Annotated in this window: 15 protein-coding genes; 8 read left to right on the top strand and 7 right to left on the bottom strand. The window is 51.1% G+C overall.

Features of this window, described 5'->3' with window-relative positions; all coding sequences use genetic code 11:
- Positions 1-30: 30 nt before the first annotated feature.
- The 5 genes from arsA to AC07NP_RS18470 form a co-directional block, all read right to left on the bottom strand.
- Positions 31-1,788 carry an arsenical pump-driving ATPase gene (gene arsA / locus AC07NP_RS18490; protein WP_304521082.1) on the bottom strand — a complete coding sequence of 586 codons (1,758 nt, stop codon included), beginning with the start codon at positions 1,786-1,788 and terminating at the stop codon, positions 31-33.
- 20 nt (positions 1,789-1,808) lie between these two features.
- Positions 1,809-2,171: an arsenic metallochaperone ArsD family protein gene (locus tag AC07NP_RS18485; RefSeq protein WP_203360104.1), complete on the bottom strand. Its 363-nt coding sequence runs from the start codon at positions 2,169-2,171 to the stop codon at positions 1,809-1,811.
- A 74-nt stretch (positions 2,172-2,245) separates the two neighbouring features.
- Entirely contained in the window at positions 2,246-2,791 is a 546-nt protein-coding gene (locus tag AC07NP_RS18480) for a sigma-70 family RNA polymerase sigma factor (protein WP_494661346.1), read from the bottom strand.
- A gap of 287 nt (positions 2,792-3,078) precedes the next feature.
- Positions 3,079-4,194 (bottom strand): hypothetical protein, encoded by a 1,116-nt coding sequence (locus tag AC07NP_RS18475; protein WP_494661345.1) that lies wholly within the window; start codon positions 4,192-4,194, stop codon positions 3,079-3,081.
- A 23-nt stretch (positions 4,195-4,217) separates the two neighbouring features.
- Positions 4,218-5,528 (bottom strand): MFS transporter, encoded by a 1,311-nt coding sequence (locus AC07NP_RS18470; protein ID WP_494661344.1) that lies wholly within the window; start codon positions 5,526-5,528, stop codon positions 4,218-4,220.
- A 360-nt stretch (positions 5,529-5,888) separates the two neighbouring features.
- Here AC07NP_RS18470 and AC07NP_RS18465 point away from each other — a divergent pair, with 360 nt between their 5' ends.
- Positions 5,889-7,694 (top strand): glycoside hydrolase family 2 protein, encoded by a 1,806-nt coding sequence (locus tag AC07NP_RS18465; RefSeq protein WP_494661343.1) that lies wholly within the window; start codon positions 5,889-5,891, stop codon positions 7,692-7,694.
- Here the strand turns inward: AC07NP_RS18465 and AC07NP_RS18460 are convergent.
- Positions 7,691-9,271, bottom strand: a complete 1,581-nt coding sequence (locus AC07NP_RS18460; protein WP_494661342.1) for a hypothetical protein — start codon at positions 9,269-9,271, stop codon at positions 7,691-7,693. The two genes, AC07NP_RS18465 and AC07NP_RS18460, sit on opposite strands and share 4 nt — an antisense overlap.
- Positions 9,272-9,523: 252 nt before the next feature.
- Between AC07NP_RS18460 and yjdI the strand changes: the two genes are divergently transcribed.
- Positions 9,524-9,754, top strand: a complete 231-nt coding sequence (yjdI, locus tag AC07NP_RS18455; RefSeq protein ID WP_203360109.1) for a 4Fe-4S mono-cluster protein YjdI — start codon at positions 9,524-9,526, stop codon at positions 9,752-9,754.
- Positions 9,755-9,765: 11 nt separating this feature from the next.
- On the top strand, positions 9,766-10,038 hold the full coding sequence (locus AC07NP_RS18450) for a GNAT family N-acetyltransferase (RefSeq protein WP_203360110.1): 273 nt from the start codon (positions 9,766-9,768) through the stop codon (positions 10,036-10,038).
- Between the two features lie 78 nt (positions 10,039-10,116).
- Here AC07NP_RS18450 and AC07NP_RS18445 read toward each other — a convergent pair whose 3' ends face one another.
- Complete coding sequence (locus AC07NP_RS18445) at positions 10,117-11,046, bottom strand: LysR substrate-binding domain-containing protein (protein ID WP_203360111.1); 930 nt, start codon at positions 11,044-11,046, stop codon at positions 10,117-10,119.
- Between the two features lie 390 nt (positions 11,047-11,436).
- On the opposite strand from AC07NP_RS18445, the gene AC07NP_RS18440 reads away from it, so the two are divergent.
- The 5 genes from AC07NP_RS18440 (at position 11,437) to AC07NP_RS18420 (ending at position 17,568) form a co-directional block, all read left to right on the top strand.
- Positions 11,437-12,042 (top strand): ankyrin repeat domain-containing protein, encoded by a 606-nt coding sequence (locus tag AC07NP_RS18440; RefSeq protein ID WP_203360112.1) that lies wholly within the window; start codon positions 11,437-11,439, stop codon positions 12,040-12,042.
- A gap of 81 nt (positions 12,043-12,123) precedes the next feature.
- Complete coding sequence (locus AC07NP_RS18435; protein WP_494661341.1) at positions 12,124-12,957, top strand: oxamate carbamoyltransferase subunit AllH family protein; 834 nt, start codon at positions 12,124-12,126, stop codon at positions 12,955-12,957.
- Entirely contained in the window at positions 12,935-14,482 is a 1,548-nt protein-coding gene (fdrA, locus tag AC07NP_RS18430) for an acyl-CoA synthetase FdrA (protein ID WP_494661340.1), read from the top strand. Before AC07NP_RS18435 ends, fdrA begins: the two co-directional genes overlap by 23 nt.
- Entirely contained in the window at positions 14,482-15,900 is a 1,419-nt protein-coding gene (locus tag AC07NP_RS18425) for a YlbE family protein (RefSeq protein ID WP_276294025.1), read from the top strand. The genes fdrA and AC07NP_RS18425 overlap by 1 nt, the downstream gene beginning before the upstream one ends.
- Positions 15,901-16,017: 117 nt before the next feature.
- Positions 16,018-17,568 carry a xanthine permease gene (locus AC07NP_RS18420; protein WP_494661339.1) on the top strand — a complete coding sequence of 517 codons (1,551 nt, stop codon included), beginning with the start codon at positions 16,018-16,020 and terminating at the stop codon, positions 17,566-17,568.
- The last annotated feature ends 18 nt before the right edge of the window (positions 17,569-17,586 follow it).

The following is a 17,586-nucleotide window of genomic DNA, read 5'->3' as shown; positions in this document are numbered from 1 at the left end:
AGATTAAGGGGGCGTTTGCCCCCTTATTCATTACTTCGCCATTTTCTCCAGCAGATCTATTCCAACCGGCTCCTCGCTTTGCAAAGGCGTTAACGCAATACGCGTCGCATACTGTTCTTCTACATCAGAGATCAGCGGTAGCTCACTACTCGCCCTGGTCATCAGGAAGGGGGAGGACGGTATCGCAGCGGCAAGACTATTATTCACAACCCATGCCCACGGCGCGATCCCGGCCCGACGCAAATCGTTCTGCAGATTCGCCGCTTCCAGCACGGGCGTGGTTTCAGCCAGCGTCACGATAATCACTTTTGTTTTGTCCGGGTCCTGCAACTGCATCATTGGCGTAATCACATGGTCATGTGTTTTCCCCATCTGGCGCACCATTTCACGGTGATACGCCCCTGTCGCATCCAGTAGCAGTAGCGTGTGGCCTGTCGGTGCGGTATCCATAATGACAAACTGGTTATCGGCTTCTTTAATGACCCGTGAGAAGGCCTGGAAAACGGCGATCTCTTCGGTGCATGGTGAACGGAGATCTTCCTCCAGCACCGCCAGTCCTTCAGCGTCTAATCCTTTGCCCTGATTTTCCAATACAAAGCGGCGATAACGCTCTGTCTCTGCCTTCGGGTCGATACGGCTAACCTGAAGATTAGGCAGCGAGCCATCCAGCGTATAAGAAAGATGTGCTGCCGGATCGGACGTCGTCAGGTGGACTTTGTGGCCGCGCTTAGCCAGCGATACCGCCACCGATGCCGCGACGGTTGTTTTACCTACGCCGCCTTTACCCATCGTCATGACCAGACCTTTTCCTGCCTGGCTCAGTTCATCGACCAGCGAAGCAAGTTTTGGCAAATTGAGGGTGTTCAGAGCAGTGATGGGCGTCTCTGATGATGCGTTGCTGTCAGTAAATAACGCCCGCAGCGCATCCAGACCAACCAGATTAAAGGGCTTCAGATACAGCTGCGAGCGGGGGAGATTCGCCAGATTCTCCGGCATTGCCCGTAGCGCTTTCTCTTCCCGCGCCAGGATACTTTGCGCCAGTCGATCGTTTTTACCCGCGAACGGGGGCAGCACGCCATTGATGGCAAGATGTTGATGCTGCAGCCCTATTGCGAAGAGTTCATCGTGGGTATGTGAAACCTCTTTTAGCGTTGAAGCCTGGGCGCGGGCGACCAGTACCAGGCGCGTAAGCGTGGCGTCAGATAATGCTTTAACCGCATCTGCGTATTGGTGCTGCTGTTTCTCCAGTCCGACCAGTGGTCCAAGATTAGCTGCGGCATCGGGATTTGCTTCCAGATAGCCGCTCCACGCTCCCGGCAGCTCAAGCATGCGGATCGTATGCCCGGTTGGCGCGGTATCAAAGACGATATGGTCATACATCTCCCGCAACTCAGGGTTGGTCAACAGGCCGGTAAACTCATCGAATGCCGCGATTTCCGTCGTACAGGAACCCGAAAGCTGTTCCTCAATACTGCGCACCACGTCGGCTGGCATCATGTCACGAACCGGATCAAGCACTCTATCGCGATAGGCTTGCGCGGCAGCCATCGGGTCAACTTCCATCGCGGAAAGATTGTCTACGGCAGTCATGTCCGTTATCCGGTGACCGATGGTTTGGCTAAATACCTGACCGACATTAGACGCCGGATCGGTACTGACCAACAGTGTTTTCTTACCCTGATCGGCCAGCCATACCGCAGTGGCGCAGGCCAGAGATGTTTTACCGACACCACCTTTACCGGTGAAGAAAATGAACGGGGGGATTGCTTTTAAAAATGGCATATTCATCAGTGCTAGCTCCTCTGGAATTAAGGCATACGTGGAATGCTGCAGCAGCGCGGTTGCGCACTGTCTTCACTCCAGTCCTGAGTAAGCGGAATACCCGCCCAACGGGCGATATCATCCCGAGTGGGAAGTTTACCGGTCATCACCAGTTTGCCGTCGAGCAAGGTGGCCGGCAGGGACGCCATCCCTGATGTGTTCAGAAATTCGTTGATAATGGGTGTATTCAGGAACGGTTGTGGGTTCTTCGCAAGGCTGTAGCGCTGAATATCAACGCCATTTTTCTTCGCCCATTCTACGCTGGCGTTCCATTTAACCGCCTCGTCGCTAACCACGACGCTGCGGGTGGCACAGCAGCCAGCCGCTTCAAAGATCTCGATTTTTGACATGTGTTACTTACCTCAGTGTTAGTCATTTGCCTTTACACTGAGGTAAACGATGGTGGCGGGAAAAAGATGCGCGGTTACGTCATTTTTTTGTGGCAGCAGACGGGAGATGTGTCATCCGCCTCAATCTGGCAAAGCTCCGTCATCGCTTCTTTCAGGTGCTTTCTCGCCCGCAGCAAGCGGGATTTAAACGCAGTCAGCGAGATTCCCAACTCATCGGCTAGCGCCTGTTGGGGACGCCGGTTAAGGTCGGATTCTTCAATCAGCCATCGCTCATCTTCTGGCAACGCCTGCAGGGTTTCAGGCAGACAAACATTCAGCGTTGAAATGGCATCAGGAGATATGTCAGACAGCAGGGTATCTTCTTCCAGTTCGACAAACTCTCTGGCGCTGCGGTATTCGTCGATGAGCAGATTTCTCGCTGCACGATACAACCATGCACGCGGATTCTCCATCTCACAAAAATGATCGGAATGAGCGCGGGCACGGAGAAAAAGCTCTTGCAGAAGGTCAGCGGCTTTCTCCTCATCCCCTGTTTTGGATACCAAAAAACGTAAGAGTTCTGGTTCGTGCTGTTGCCAGAAAATGGTCATACATGCATTGAAATCACTCACATTACTCATGTCAGACCTCCGTGGTGAAAGTGCTTTTGCGATTCGACAACATAAGAAAAGTAAGGTTACACGATGAAAAGGGAATAGAAAAAAGACAGGTCATTATATACCTGTCTTTTTATAGAACAATAACAGAACGTCATTGTACATCGTGCAGGGATCGGCCGTAACTTATACCAATATGTATAAGATAGCCTCAGGATATTATCCTGCCTTGCATTATGGTTTATTCAATATCGCCACTGTCTGCTAATAGTCTGTTGCCGTGAAAATATAACAACGTGCATATAAACGGTTTATTTTCCGACTGTTGGCTTAAAATAACCAATACCGATGGTTTTACGAAAACGCCAGTTTTGCCATTGTGGCCATAATACATCGGCGATCATCGCAATCGCTATCCAGCGGAACCAGGTGGCGAAGGTATTACTGTGTCCCTGAGGTTCTTTATATCCCTTCACCCAACCGTCATAACCTCGTTCGCCGAGCAAGGTGTCCGGGAACCCACCGTCTGCATTCTGGAAGTCGAGCAATTTCACCAACATACTGCGTAACCAGTGCTCAATTTCGTCTTTGCGCTGTGGGCAACGGGCATGGCCGTGCGCCAGAATATCGATAATATCGACATCAATGCAGCTGCTGCGAACAGCCAGGGGTTGCTCCAGACAACGGCTCATTGACTGGTTGAAATAGGGAATATTTTCATCGAGCGCATAAAAGACATGCAAATTATGCGTCGCACCGCAGAGAGCAAATAATAATGCCTCCTGACTGTACTGCTGGCCCGGTCCCCAGAAACCAGAATAGGGCTCGCTTTGCTGATTATGCCAGAAGATCATATCCTGCAAACGCTGAGCCGCAGGGCCGTTTGGATCTCTTTGCTGTTCGAGTAACAGAAAACTGCCCATATTGACGATATTGTTCCCTTCCAGCCAGGGATCGCGCATATCGCGTTGGCCTAACCATGCCCAAAAATATTGTGGGTCGAGGTACGGTTTCAAAAACGGCAGTTCGAGGCGATCCAGTTGATCCAGAACATCCAGCGTACCCATACAGTAGTTTGTCGTATGAAAGCGCATGTACTGACGAGTGATATTGGCATCCGGCCCTTTCCAGGTTTCGCTCCAGCACAACCCCGGTAACTGGAAAAAACCTTCCTCTTGCTGATGGCCTAATACCCAGTCCGCCAGCGCTTTTTTCTCAGATATCTCATCGCCTAATAAAACGCGAGCCATTGTCCCATCGTAGGTGCCTGGCAACAGCATCTGCGGCCACTGTTCTGGCTGATGAAGTTCGCTGACGCGTAATACACCAGGCGTTCCGTTAGGGAGTTGCATGCTGTTAAGCCAGAGGAGACTTTTCTCTTTGGCTGCAAGAATTCGTTCCTGTAACAGGCTATCGGTAAATGACATATTCAGTTCCTATACGATTAATTTTATTTAAATTTAGCCGCAGCCATTGTTGGAATTAAAAAATGCATAATCAGGAAACCCAGCAGATAGGCAAATCCGCCCATCAGGAAAATAGACCAATAGTTGCCTGTCGCTTGCAGGATATGGCCTGTTGCCTGTGTAAAGATAATTGAACCGAGAGAACCAATTAAGCAGCCAATACCGACAACGGCACCCACAGCCTGTTTAGGGAACATATCCGATACGCTGGTATAAAGATTGACTGACCAACCCTGATGCGCTGCAACAGCAAGTCCAATCAACGAAACCGCGACCCAAAGATTAGAAACATTCGAAACCAATAAAATAGGCAGTACGCAGGTGGCACATAGCAATAACGTTAATTTACGTGCCTTATTGACAGCCATACCGCGGTTCACCATCCATGCCGGGAGATATCCGCCAGCAAGACCGCCCATGGTTGCCAGAATATTGATTAGAACCAGTGGCATCGCCATATGAGCCATATCAATACCGCGGGCGTCATGCAGCCATTTCGGTAACCAGAACAGGAAGAACCAGAAGATCGGGTCTGTCAGAAACTTACAAATAGCAAATGCCCAGGTTTGCTTATATTTCAGCAGCCCCAACCAGCTGATTTTTTGCTGTGACAGTTCGGCACTGCCCGCGTCATCATCCTGATTAATCCAGGCTAACTCTTCTTCGTTTACTTTTTTTACCTTCTCCGGTTTTCCGTATAAAAATAACCAGAAAACAATCCAGATAAACCCGACAGCACCGGTTGCGACGAATGCTTCACGCCATCCCCATTGTAAGGCAATCCAGGGAATAATGATGGGTGCAAAAATATTACCGACATTGGAGCCGGCATTAAAAATACCGGTTGCAAATGCGCGTTCTCGTTTCGGGAACCATTCAGCGGCAACCTTTACTGCGGAAGGAAAGTTGGCGCTTTCCCCTAACCCAAGGAATATACGGGCGTAAATGAAACCAATCACTGTGCCGACCATACCATGAGCCATCGCTGCCACACTCCAGAGCGCCAGAGCGATAGGTAAAACCAGGCGGGCACCATAAACATCAACGATACGTCCGCACAGAAATAAACCTAACGCATAGGCGGCCTGAAATGCCGTCACAATATTGCCGTATTCAATCTCGTTCCAGCCAATATCTTTTTGTAGCATTGGCGCGAGTAACCCTAAAATAGATCTGTCAAGATTATTTATAGTGACTGAAAAAAAGAGTAACGCGCAAATTGTCCATCGATATCGACTGGTTGTAGAACTCATCTTTACTGCTTGATTACTGACACCACTTTGCAACTGCCCCATCGTATTTCCTCCGTCACGATATGAGAACTTATCCAAACAGACCCAGCAAAAATTACGTTCAGCCAGTGTAAGTGACCTGGTCTGAGTCCGTGACGGGTTAGAAAGAGAATTGAGATCCCTGAAGTTCAGCTATAATTTTATGTGAGTAATATCGCTACCCAAGGTTGTTAATGTGATGCAGGTCACTACGATAAAATTTATTATGAGACACTGATCACACTGAGATGCTCTACATTTTAGACGGTTGTCACATTTACTTGTTTTTTCCTCTCTCTCAGTCTTGTGATCCCAAGGATCGCCATCAAGCCCGGTTTTTGAGCCGTTATTCTTCAGCAACACCTCTTTTATGAAGGATATCTCATGCTGGAAAAATCTGACCTGGCAGAAAATGCCGTTGAATGCCTGCACAACGAGCAATATGACCAGCCATACAACACGCAGAATCTTAACCATACCAATCTGTTGTTCACTGGCGGTCGCCAGTGCGAAAGCCTGAGCGGGGAGTGGCGATTTACGCTGGATCTTCACGACACCGGGCTACGGCAAAAATGGCATCTCCTGGATAAACGCGATGCTGAAACGCGCCGGGACCCTTATGATTACGATCCTTTTGCCGGTGATACCGTTCCGGTGCCGGGATGCTGGCAGATGATGAACGAAAAATGGTTCTATTTTGAGGGGAGTGCGTGGTACACCCGCGAAATCGACTATATCGTGCAGGACGCTGATGAACGTATTTTTTTACGCGTTGGCGCCGCTAACTACGATTGCAAAGTTTTCCTCAACCATCAGTTCATTGGCAATCATTATGGTGGTTCCACTCCATTTTGTGCTGAGTTAACGCCGCTATTACAACCCGGCAATAATGTGCTGATGCTGTGTGTGAATAATAATCGCACCACCGACAGGCTTCCTCTGAGAAATAACGACTGGTTTAACTACGGCGGAATATATCGTGAAATCGATATTATTCGAACGCCGCAAACCTATATTCAGGATCTGTTTGTCTATTTAGTCCCCGATGGGAACTATAATCAAATTGCCGTGAGAATAGCGGTTGAAGGTGACGCGACAGAGGTCAATTTCACCCTTGCTGAACTGGGTATCTCCGTGACTCTGCCGGTGATTGACGGGGTTGCTGAAGCGACATTGTCTGCTGAGCCGCAACTCTGGTCTCCTGAGCATCCTAAATTGTATCGGGTCATGGCGACGCTGGGACGTGACTGTGTCAGCGACCGCGTGGGTTTCAGGCAGATCGAGGTCGTGGGAACGGATATTCGTCTGAATGGTAAGTCGCTCTATCTTCGGGGTGTAAATTGCCATGAAGATGATGTCCTGTTAGGGAAAATGACCAACGAAGCGGATATCCGCCGCCGTTTTCAGGATGCCAAAGAGCTTAACTGCAACTACCTGCGACTGGCGCATTATCCTCACCATGAGCTGGCCGCGCGTATTGCGGATGAAGTGGGCTTGTTGCTCTGGGAGGAAATTCCAAACTACTGGGCGATCGATTTTAAGAATCCAGCAACCCAACGCGATGCGCATAATCAGTTGATGGAGCTTATTTATCGTGACCGAAATCGTGCCAGCGTAATTATCTGGTCCGTCGGTAATGAAAATGCCGATACCGATGAGCGACTGAATTTTATGACTTCGCTGGTAGATGCCGCCCGCCAGGCCGATCCCAGCCGTTTGATTTCTGCCGCTTGCCTGGTCAACCATGCCAAAATGAAAATTGAAGATCGTCTGGCCGATTATCTCGATATCATCGGACTGAACGAATATTACGGTTGGTATGAAGAGAATTTTGATGATCTGATTGTACTGGGAGAAAACTCGTCGCCCACAAAACCGGTGGTGATCACCGAAACAGGGGCCGAAGGTGTGATCGGCGATCATGCTCCCCAGTCAGGGCCGTTCTCGGAAAACTATATGGCGGATGTTTATCGCAAGCAGACCGAGTATTTGCCAAAACTTAATTATGTCCGTGGTTTTACCCCTTGGCTATTGTATGACTACCGTACAGAAAGACGGCAGAATCCTTACCAGAAAGGATTCAACTGTAAGGGGCTTATTACCGCTGACAAAATAACACGCAAAAAGGCATTTTATGTGCTGCGTGATTTTTATCAGCAGCTCAAAAATGCCGGATCATTAGCGGATTAATCTGCTGTCAGACTTTCTGCCAGGCTCAGCAGCCTGGCAGGATCAAATAACATAGCCAGATAATGGGGCTGCTGTTGTTCTTCTTTATCGAGCCATTCGGAAAGTCGATGTGCTAACAGGCGCAGTTGATTAATCTCTTTGGTTAACTCAAACAAAGAGATGCCACTTTGATTTCCGTAGCGGTCTAACATCATTTTCATTGCGACGCTTCGAGCGACGTCATTAAACATTTCGGTGTAGTAGGGGACGCGTTCCCAGACACGTTTAAACAGATCTCTTTTCTCTTCCGACATCGCAATCGAATGTATTATTTGATGTAACCGATTACGAGAATCTTGTGCCAAAAAGATCGCCCGTTGTTTCTCTAATAATAATTGCTGATATTGTTCGCGCCCGGTGTCGGGATCGCCCATCGGGAATAATACCGACATAGTATAATCGTCAGAATGGCGTAAATGTAACTGAAGCTGTTTTACAGCCTGGGCATAGCTTTCAGGTACCTGGCTGTAGTGGTGTAAAACATGCCCCAAAATATAGGGCGTTTTTCTCATCCATTCGTAGCTACAGGTATACAATTGATGAAAGGTGTTTAATTCAGCCGTTCCTACTTTATGCTCAAGCATATCCGTGAGCCAGCAGTGAAATGCCTGTTTTTCAGACATAAATATTTCACGGCCAAACATGGCTAAACCATGTAAATTCACCGAATTTACCGAGTTGATCAGGGAGCTGTTAGAGATCCACTCCCAACTGAGCCTGCCCGTAATTGCTTCAAGGTGCTCGCCAGCCATGCTTTCGACCCAGCTCAATCGACCCTGAATTTCTTCTAATAAGTAGCAAGGCAGCAGTGTCCAGCCGTACTCCAGACCCCACATATCAAACTCAATCCACTTGATTCGCCCTTCCAGTTGAGTCAATAAAGGATTATTCACAAAACCGGGGCGATAACCATGAGCCACGGCCTTAATTGATACCCGCACATCCGGCGGTAATACCTGTAGCGCATTCACTAATTGCCATGATGCCGCCTCATCCTCCATATAGTCACGCAGGACCATTTTCTTTCCGAGGCTTCGCAGGGTTTGATAAAGGTAAGGGATTGTCGTGACCCAACTGGCTTTGTAGGGTTGATGTCGGGGAAGATTCACAATTATGCCATCAATACCGGATAATTGTTGTAAGGCTTCAAAGAGATCCTGCTGATAAAAGTTTTTCCAGAAAACTTCATCTGCACTACTATTTTCAATCAACGCATATTCGGGATATTTTTCTTGTATTTTTCCATCACGGGGTAGGGCTTCACCTTGTAACCAAACGCTAATGCCTGATGCCCGGCAATAACGGCATAAACGTTGCAGATATAATAAATGTTCCTGACGCTCGCGTAGCAGATTCTCACGGCCAAGCTGACAATAAATGGAGGGTGAGACTAATAAAGATAATAAATTCTGCTGATTAATGACAAGACCATTAAATTGGTCCCGAACCATCACCGCAATGGCACTCTGCAAATATGGCCAGTGCCAGATCAGCGAAGAATTCACTTCTAATAAACGAAGCGGAATAGAAGTCTGCACTTAAAGAAACCACGCGAGAAATGTTAATCGTACCTTCTATTTTATAGCCGTTGCTTCTGTCGCACCAGAGTTAGTTAGGGCCAACAGCAGATTAAAACGCTGCGGAAAAGTCGAATGAAAATCAAAAATAGCGTGAGCCCCGGAGGATGTTCTCAAGTTTGATAATATCATTTTGGTGAATGTGTCGTAGTCACCAGACGCGCACAGGACTATGCTTTGTCTCGACACCCTAAAAACAACAGAGGCAATGTCATGGATAAAGAATTACTGGAAGCGGGGTACCGGGCTTATACCGGTGAGAAAATAGATGTCTACTTCAATACGGGGATTTGCCAGCACTCGGGGAACTGCGTGCGCGGGAGCGCGAAGCTTTTTAACCTGAAACGCAAACCGTGGATTATCCCGGATGAAGTGGATGTCGCTACGGTGGTCAGAGTGATTGATACGTGCCCGAGCGGCGCGCTGAAGTATCGGCAGAAATAAGCGAGGGACGAATGGAAATACTCGAAGGTCATAACAAATTTTATGTTAACGATGCTGAAGGCAATCAGGTTGCGGAGATTGTATTTGTACCCACAGGGGAGCATTTGAGCATCATTGAGCATACCGATGTCGATCCCAGTCTGAAAGGACAGGGGGTAGGTAAAAAACTGGTGGCGAAAGTGGTGGAAAAAATGCGCCAGGAAAACCGCAAGGTCATTCCGCTCTGCCCGTTTGCGAAACACGAGTTTGATAACACTCGTGAATATGACGATATCCGCGCCTGAGTACGGTTTCCCGCCGGATGGCGCTTCGCTTATCCGGCAAACCGTAGGCCGGATAAGGCATAGCCCCCGTCCGGCATATCACTCCCGGTGCAGCAGATCCTGATAAATTCCCGTCAGTACACCGTGTGGGCCAAACTCTTTTTTAATCCACTGGGTCACACGGCCTGTAGCCGAATGCTGAGTCGCCAGCAACATACGTGAGTCCTGACGAGGGTTGTGGATCTGACGGGTCACCAGCAGCGATTTTTCCATCGCTTCCCGCACCATGTAGTCTGGCAAAAAGCCAATCCCTTCCCCCAGAATCTGACATTGGCACTTGGTGTTGAAATCGGGCACCAGAATCGACTCCTGACCATGCAGCAGCCAGCCCACTTTTTTATTAATCGTGTGCGCCGTATCTTCGACCATGATGTTTGGGTACAAGCGCAGTTGGCTCTCGGAAATGGGCTCCGGCATAAAGGCCAGCGGATGATCCGGGGCGATTGCAAATGCCCAACGGATGGCGCCGATTTCGGTGTAGTCGATACCGCCGCCGTCGAGCAGCGTGTCCGGTGCGCCAATCGCGATGTTGGCCTGGTTATTGATAATGGAATCCCAGACGCCGTTGTACACCTCTGTCGTCACCGTTATCTGGCAGGTTGGAAACTGCTTTTTCAGCACCTGCAACAGTCGGGCGGTATGTTTTGGGGTATAGAGCAACTGGTTGATGCAAATGCGCACTCGCGCTTCGATGCCCTGGGCAATCGTGTCAATACTGCGCTTGATGGCGTGGAAGTCGTTCAGCAGATCGGTCGCTTTGCGAAAGAAATAGCGGCCGGACTCGGTTAACTCAATGCTGCGCGTGTTGCGGGTAAACAGAACAACATCAAGTCCCATTTCCATCCGCTTGATGGTGTAACTAATGGCTGAGGTGGTTACGCCAAGCTCCTCTGCCGCCTTACTAAAACTGCCATAGCGGGCAGCCATCGTGAAGGCCAACAGATTCTCCTCGGTAAAAATTGAATTCATCTTTCTCCCCCATGCCCTGCGTTTGTCGTCTGTCATGCAGCGATTGTTGAATGTATTTGTAATCCTTATGGCAGGCAATCAGTTTTGAACGAAATTTAACACTAAAGTTACATTTGATTTGAAGAGAATCACACTTCTGAGCTTTAGTGACAGGCCACACGCTGTGCTGCCTGGAGAGAGGGGGGCGCGCATTACAACCCGGGATAGAAAGGAGGCTAACCATAAGAGAAAGATTGCTCTGCCGCACATTTTGTCTTTATTGTGAAATTTATTTCAATAATCGACGCGCTTACGATGAATGAAATTTAAGCGGATGTTTTTCTCATCACTCTGTTGCTATTCTCAGGCTATCGGAATTGCAAGAAGTCTAAAAACTGCAGGAGAGGGAATATGTCTGAGAACGAACTCATCACAGAATTTCTGCTAGCAGCAGAGCAGGGCAATGCTGAAGGATTAAAATCCTGTCTGGAAAATAATGTGGATATTAACGCCACTAATCGTCAGGGACGAACTGCGATTATTATTGCCAGTCTGAATAAACACTACGAGTGTGTGTCTTTATTGATTGCGGCGGGTGCGGATATTAATAAGCAGGATCAAACCTGTTTTAACCCTTTCCTCATCAGCTGCCTGACCAACGATTTAACCCTGCTGCGTACGGTATTACCTGCCAACCCTGATCTCGACCGTCTGAGCCGTTTTGGCGGTGTGGGAATTACGCCAGCCAGCGAAAAAGGTCACGTCGAGATTGTCCGTGAACTGCTTACACGCACGAATATTAACGTCAACCACACCAATTTTGTTGGCTGGACGCCGCTGCTGGAGGCCATTGTGCTCAACGATGGCGGCGCAAAACAGCAGGAGATCGTCAAGCTACTGCTCGATCACGGCGCAAACCCACACATGACGGACAAATACGGTAAAACCCCGCTGGAACTGGCGCAGGAGAAGGGGTATCACGAGATTGCCAAACTGTTGATTGCCGCAGGCGCCTGACGGAGGAACACCATTATCGCATCGCCATTACGGCAATGCGTCAGGGCGTTAACGGCAGATAGCGCGTTTCTCGCACAGCGAGTGGAGGGACGGGTTGAACAGGTTTTTTCCCGGGCGGTAAACCTGTTCATCCCCGGACAGCAGCGATTACTGACACTCCTCAGTGAACGTTGTGACAACGCACCCAACAGCTGCCGTCTGGCGCTGACGCATTGCAATCACCTGTTCCGCCCTGGTGAGCAGGTCAGATTTACGGCGTCAGGGATAGCAATAGGCGATGATAAATGGATTGAAACCGTTGCCTGCACGCGTTGGTTGATGCCTGAAATATCAATGAGCGCAGACTGTTTTACCGCCATTCCCTGGCGACGCTGGGCCGGGACGCTGTATCAGCATCTCGGATGTGACGACACTCTGTTTTTGTATACCGGCGATAATCCCTTTTATCGCGAATTAGCCAGAGAACTGCAGCAGCGCCGCCAATGTTTACTTTCTGCGCTGCAGCAACAACATAATATGACGGATGCGATTACCCGCCTAATCGGTCTTGGAATCGGGTTAACACCTTCATCCGATGATTATTTAGTGGGTTTGAGCATTATTTTATTTATCCGCGGACATCCGCTGGAAAAATATCAGGAAACATTTTTAACAGCCTTACGAAACGCTGGGGAAAATACCACGCTGTTCAGCAAAATAACGCTGGAGGAGGCTTTTCATCGACGTTATCGGGAAAGTATTACACGACTGGTAAAAAATATTATTACCGGGTCAGATAATTTTTCTACCCACATTATTACCGACATTAAAAATATCGGTTCAAGTTCTGGCTGCGACATGCTTTACGGTATGGCGGACGCCTGCGCTTTGAGCCACTGGTCTGGAGGGAATTATGTCAATCAGGATAGTTGTTAAAAAGAACACGTATTTTGATTCCGTCTCGCTGATGTCCATCTCCACGCGCGCCAATAAGCTGGAAGGCGTGGAGCAGGCGTTTGTGGCGATGGCAACAGAGATGAATAAAGGCGTACTGAAAAACCTCGGTCTGCTGACGCCAGAACTGAACGAGGCAAAAAGCGGCGATCTGATGATTGTGATTAAGGGCGCCAGCGACGCGGCGAACGAGCAAACGCTGGTCGCCATCGATGCGTTATTCACACATAAAGAGCAGGGTGGCCAACATGAAGCGCGTTACGCTACCCTGGCCAGCGCGAAAACGCATGTGCCAGACAGCAACCTGGCGGTGATCTCGGTCAACGGGTTATTCGCAGCGCGCGAAGCCCGGCAGGCACTGCAAAACAACCTTAATGTGATGCTCTTCTCCGACAATGTTTCCATTGAGGATGAACTGGCGCTCAAGCAACTGGCACACGAAAAAGGGCTGCTGATGATGGGGCCTGATTGCGGCACAGCCATCATCAATGGTACGGCGCTGTGCTTTGGCAACGCCGTGCGTCGCGGCAATATCGGTATTGTTGGCGCATCGGGAACCGGTAGCCAGGAACTGAGCGTACGTATCCACGAATTTGGCGGGGGAATTTCCCAGCTTATCGGCACTGGCGGTCGCGATCTGAGTGAAAAGATCGGCGGTCTGATGATGCTGGACGCCATCGGCATGCTGGAAGCCGACCCGCAAACGGAGATTATCGCGCTGATCTCCAAACCTCCAGCACCTGCCGTTGCCCGCAAGGTGCTGGAACGCGCGCGCAATTGTCAGAAACCGGTGGTGGTCTGTTTCCTCGGTCGCGAAGAACCACCCGCAGACGAAAACGGCCTGCTGTTTGCGCGCGGAACCAAAGAGGCGGCGCTGAAAGCGGTGCTGCTGGCAGGGGTGAAAAAAGAGAGCCTGGATCTCCATCCGCTCAACTGGCCGCTGATCGAAGAGGTGCGCGCCCGCCTGACGCCGCAGCAAAAATACATTCGCGGACTGTTCTGCGGCGGCACGCTGTGCGACGAAGCCATGTTCGCCGCGATGGAAAAACATGACGAAGTTTATAGCAATATTCACCCGGACCCGAGCCGCCGTCTGACCGATCTCAACCGCAGCGTGGCGCATACCTTCCTCGATTTTGGCGATGACGATTTTACCAACGGCAAACCGCACCCGATGATCGACCCCACCAATCGCATCAGCCGCCTGTTACAGGAAGCGCGCGATCCACAGGTCGGCGTGATCGTGATGGATTTTGTTCTCGGGTTCGGATCGCACGAGGATCCGGTCGGCGTCATGATCGATGCTGTCAAAGAGGCGAAGGCGATCGCCGCCGCAGAAGGACGCCCGCTGGAAATATTGGGCTATGTGCTCGGCACCGATCTCGATACGCCGTCGCTGGAAAAACAGTGCCAGATGCTGACGGACGCTGGCGTGATTTGGGCAAGCAGCAGCACCAATACCGGATTGCTGGCGCGTGAATTTGTTTGCAAAGGGGAGGAAGCCTGATGAGCCAGTCACTGTTTAACCAGCCACTCAACGTGATTAACGTCGGCATTGCCATGTTCAGTGATGATCTGAAAAAACAGCATGTGCCGGTCACTCAACTCGACTGGACACCGCCGGGTCAGGGCAACATGCAGGTTGTCAGCGCGCTGGATCAGATTGCAGATTCCCCGCTGGCGGAGAAAATTGCCGCCGCTAACCAGCAGGCGCTGGAACGCATTATTCAGTCCCATCCGGTACTGATTGGCTATGACCAGGCGATCAACGTCGTACCGGGGATGACCCGCAAAACCATTCTTCACGCCGGACCGCCGATTCGCTGGGAAAAAATGTGTGGTGCGATGAAAGGCGCCGTGACAGGGGCGCTGGTTTTTGAAGGGCTGGCGAGCGATCTGGAACAGGCCGCAGAGCTTGCCGCCTCCGGTGAAATTACCTTCTCACCCTGCCATGAGCACGACTGTGTGGGGTCGATGGCGGGGGTCACTTCCGCGTCGATGTTCATGCACATCGTGGAGAACAAAACCTACGGCAATCGCGCGTATACCAACATGAGCGAACAGATGGCGAAGATCCTGCGCATGGGCGCTAACGATCAGAGCGTCATCGACCGTCTGGTGTGGATGCGCGATGTGCTGGGACCGATGTTGCGCGATGCCATGAAACTGGCGGGTGAAATCGATCTGCGACTGATGCTGGCGCAGGCGTTGCACATGGGTGATGAATGTCATAACCGCAACAACGCAGGCACCGCGCTACTGATTCAGGCGCTGACGCCGTGGATTATTCAGACCGGGTATCCGGTGGCGCAGCAGCGTGAAGTGTTTGAGTTCGTCGCCAGCAGCGACTACTTCTCCGGCCCGACGTGGATGGCAATGTGTAAAGCCGCGATGGACGCCGCTCACGGCATTGAGTACAGCACCGTCGTGACCACCATGGCACGTAACGGCGTGGAGTTTGGTCTGCGCATCAGCGGTCTGCCCGGACACTGGTTCACCGGTCCGGCGCAGCAGGTGATTGGCCCGATGTTCGCCGGTTATAAGCCGGAGGACTCCGGGCGTGATATCGGCGATAGCGCCATCACGGAAACCTACGGTATCGGTGGCTTTGCCATGGCAACCGCACCCGCCATCGTGGCGCTGGTGGGAGGCACGGTGGAAGAGGCCGTCGATTTCTCCCGTCAGATGAGAGAGATAACGCTGGGCGAAAACCCGAACGTCACCATTCCATTGCTGGGCTTTATGGGGATCCCTACGGCTATCGACATCACGCGCGTCGGCAGTACCGGCATTTTGCCGGTGATCAATACCGCCATCGCGCACAAAGATGCGGGGATCGGCATGATCGGCGCCGGCATTGTCCACCCGCCGTTCGCCTGCTTTGAAAAGGCGATTCTGAGCTGGCGTGACCGCTACTGCCAATAACAACCACAGGGGCTAACACCGTTAGCCCTGGTGTCGCAAAGCTAACAACGTTGTTCACCTGCAGGGCCGGGCGATCGTCGGGATCGCAAATGATGCTTAACCTGTGAAGGATATTCCATGAACAGAATAAAACTAGAGTGGAAACGTGGTGACTGGGCCGCTTACTTCGGGCTGATGACCAACAATCTGACTAACCTGCTGACGATGATGGGACTCCTCATCTTTGTTGTGGGGATCCCCAAAGAGATCGTGTATGGCCGCATTGCGCCTGCTTTTGGTCTGGCGGTGCTGGTGGCGAGTATCTTTTATGCCTGGTTTGCCATGCAGATGGCGAAACAGACGGGGCGTACCGATGTGACGGCGCTGCCGTCCGGACCGAGCGCGCCGTCGATCTTTACCGTGACCTTCCTCGTACTGATGCCGGTTTACCAGCAAACCCAGGATGCCGACTTCGCCATTCAGATAGGCCTGGTCTGGTGTTTTGTTGAGGCGCTGATCCTGGCGGGCGGTTCCTTCCTGGGCGAAACCATCCGTAAGATGATCCCGCGTACCGTGCTGCTCTCCTGTCTCTCCGGACTCGGTTTATTGCTGCTGGCGATGAACCCGATGCTGCAGGCTTTTGAAGCACCAACGGTTTCGTTCATCGTCTTGCTGCTGATCTTCATTAACTGGTTTGGCAAAAAACCGATCTTTGCGCGAATTCCCACTGGTCTTTTGCTGCTGATTGCCGGTACTGCGCTGGCGTGGATTTCCGGTCTGCAAAGCCCGGAAGCGATTAAAGCGTCGATGTCTTCTTTTGGTTTCAACCCGCCGGAAGTCCATGTCGATAGCTTCCTGCAAGGGTTGCCGCATGCGCTGCCGTACCTGGCCTCGGCGGTGCCGTTGGGCCTGGCGAACTACATTTTTGACCTTGAAAACATTGAAAGCGCCCACGCCGCTGGCGATGAGTACAACACCCGCAAAGTGATGCTGGCGAACGGGCTCTCTTCCATGCTCGGCTGTCTGATGGGGAACCCGTTCCCGGTCACCGTTTACGTGGGGCATGCCGGGTGGAAAGCGATGGGCGCCAGCATTGGTTATACCCTGGCGTCGGGCGTCACCATGTTCCTCGTCCCGCTGTTTGGGTTGGGGGCATTTATGCTCGCCATTATTCCGATGACTGCCATCGTACCGATTCTGGTCTTTATCGGCGTAGTGACCGCCAACCAGGTGGTGCGCGAAACGCCAAAAATAGAGGTGCCGGTCATTTTCATCTGTCTGTTCCCGTGGATAGCGAACTGGGCGCTGACCATCGTGAATAGCGTGATGGGTGCCGCAGGGACGTCGGCGGCGAAGCTGGGCAGCGATCTGTTGCACAGTAAAGGCGTCTATTACGACGGACTGGTACATCTTGGCAGCGGTGCGCCGCTCGCCAGTATGCTGTGGGGGTGTATCGCCATCTTCGCGATTATCAATAAACCGCTGCGGGGCGCGGTGGCTGCCGCCTGTGGCGCGCTGCTGTCGCTGTTTGGGGTCATCCATTCGCCGATGGTGGGGATTGCCGAAGGCACTTCACTGATGTTCGTCCTCGCCTACCTGATGGTGAGCGGCGTGTTTGTACTGAAGCATTTTCTCGACAGTCGGGAAGCGGTGACTGATACCGCGCAGGAACCGACGAAAACCACCTGAATACGTTGATGGGATGAA

The organism is Citrobacter sp. GW821-FHT07H02, from assembly GCF_059418505.1.
The sequence above is the reverse complement of the archived record's forward strand: the minus strand, read 5'-3'. Positions and strand labels throughout refer to the sequence as shown.

Bases quoted from the DNA above. Each gene is read 5' to 3' on its own strand.
- AC07NP_RS18465 (WP_494661343.1), top strand. From the start codon at position 5,889: ATGCTGGAAAAATCTGACCTGGCAGAAAATGCCGTTGAATGCCTGCAC.
- AC07NP_RS18450 (WP_203360110.1), top strand. From the start codon at position 9,766: ATGGAAATACTCGAAGGTCATAACAAATTTTATGTTAACGATGCTGAA.
- fdrA (WP_494661340.1), top strand. From the start codon at position 12,935: ATGTCAATCAGGATAGTTGTTAAAAAGAACACGTATTTTGATTCCGTC.
- AC07NP_RS18445 (WP_203360111.1), bottom strand. From the start codon at position 11,046: ATGAATTCAATTTTTACCGAGGAGAATCTGTTGGCCTTCACGATGGCT.
- AC07NP_RS18425 (WP_276294025.1), top strand. From the start codon at position 14,482: ATGAGCCAGTCACTGTTTAACCAGCCACTCAACGTGATTAACGTCGGC.
- AC07NP_RS18440 (WP_203360112.1), top strand. From the start codon at position 11,437: ATGTCTGAGAACGAACTCATCACAGAATTTCTGCTAGCAGCAGAGCAG.
- AC07NP_RS18480 (WP_494661346.1), bottom strand. From the start codon at position 2,791: ATGAGTAATGTGAGTGATTTCAATGCATGTATGACCATTTTCTGGCAA.
- AC07NP_RS18475 (WP_494661345.1), bottom strand. From the start codon at position 4,194: ATGTCATTTACCGATAGCCTGTTACAGGAACGAATTCTTGCAGCCAAA.
- AC07NP_RS18470 (WP_494661344.1), bottom strand. From the start codon at position 5,528: ATGGGGCAGTTGCAAAGTGGTGTCAGTAATCAAGCAGTAAAGATGAGT.
- AC07NP_RS18485 (WP_203360104.1), bottom strand. From the start codon at position 2,171: ATGTCAAAAATCGAGATCTTTGAAGCGGCTGGCTGCTGTGCCACCCGC.
- AC07NP_RS18420 (WP_494661339.1), top strand. From the start codon at position 16,018: ATGAACAGAATAAAACTAGAGTGGAAACGTGGTGACTGGGCCGCTTAC.
- arsA (WP_304521082.1), bottom strand. From the start codon at position 1,788: ATGAATATGCCATTTTTAAAAGCAATCCCCCCGTTCATTTTCTTCACC.
- yjdI (WP_203360109.1), top strand. From the start codon at position 9,524: ATGGATAAAGAATTACTGGAAGCGGGGTACCGGGCTTATACCGGTGAG.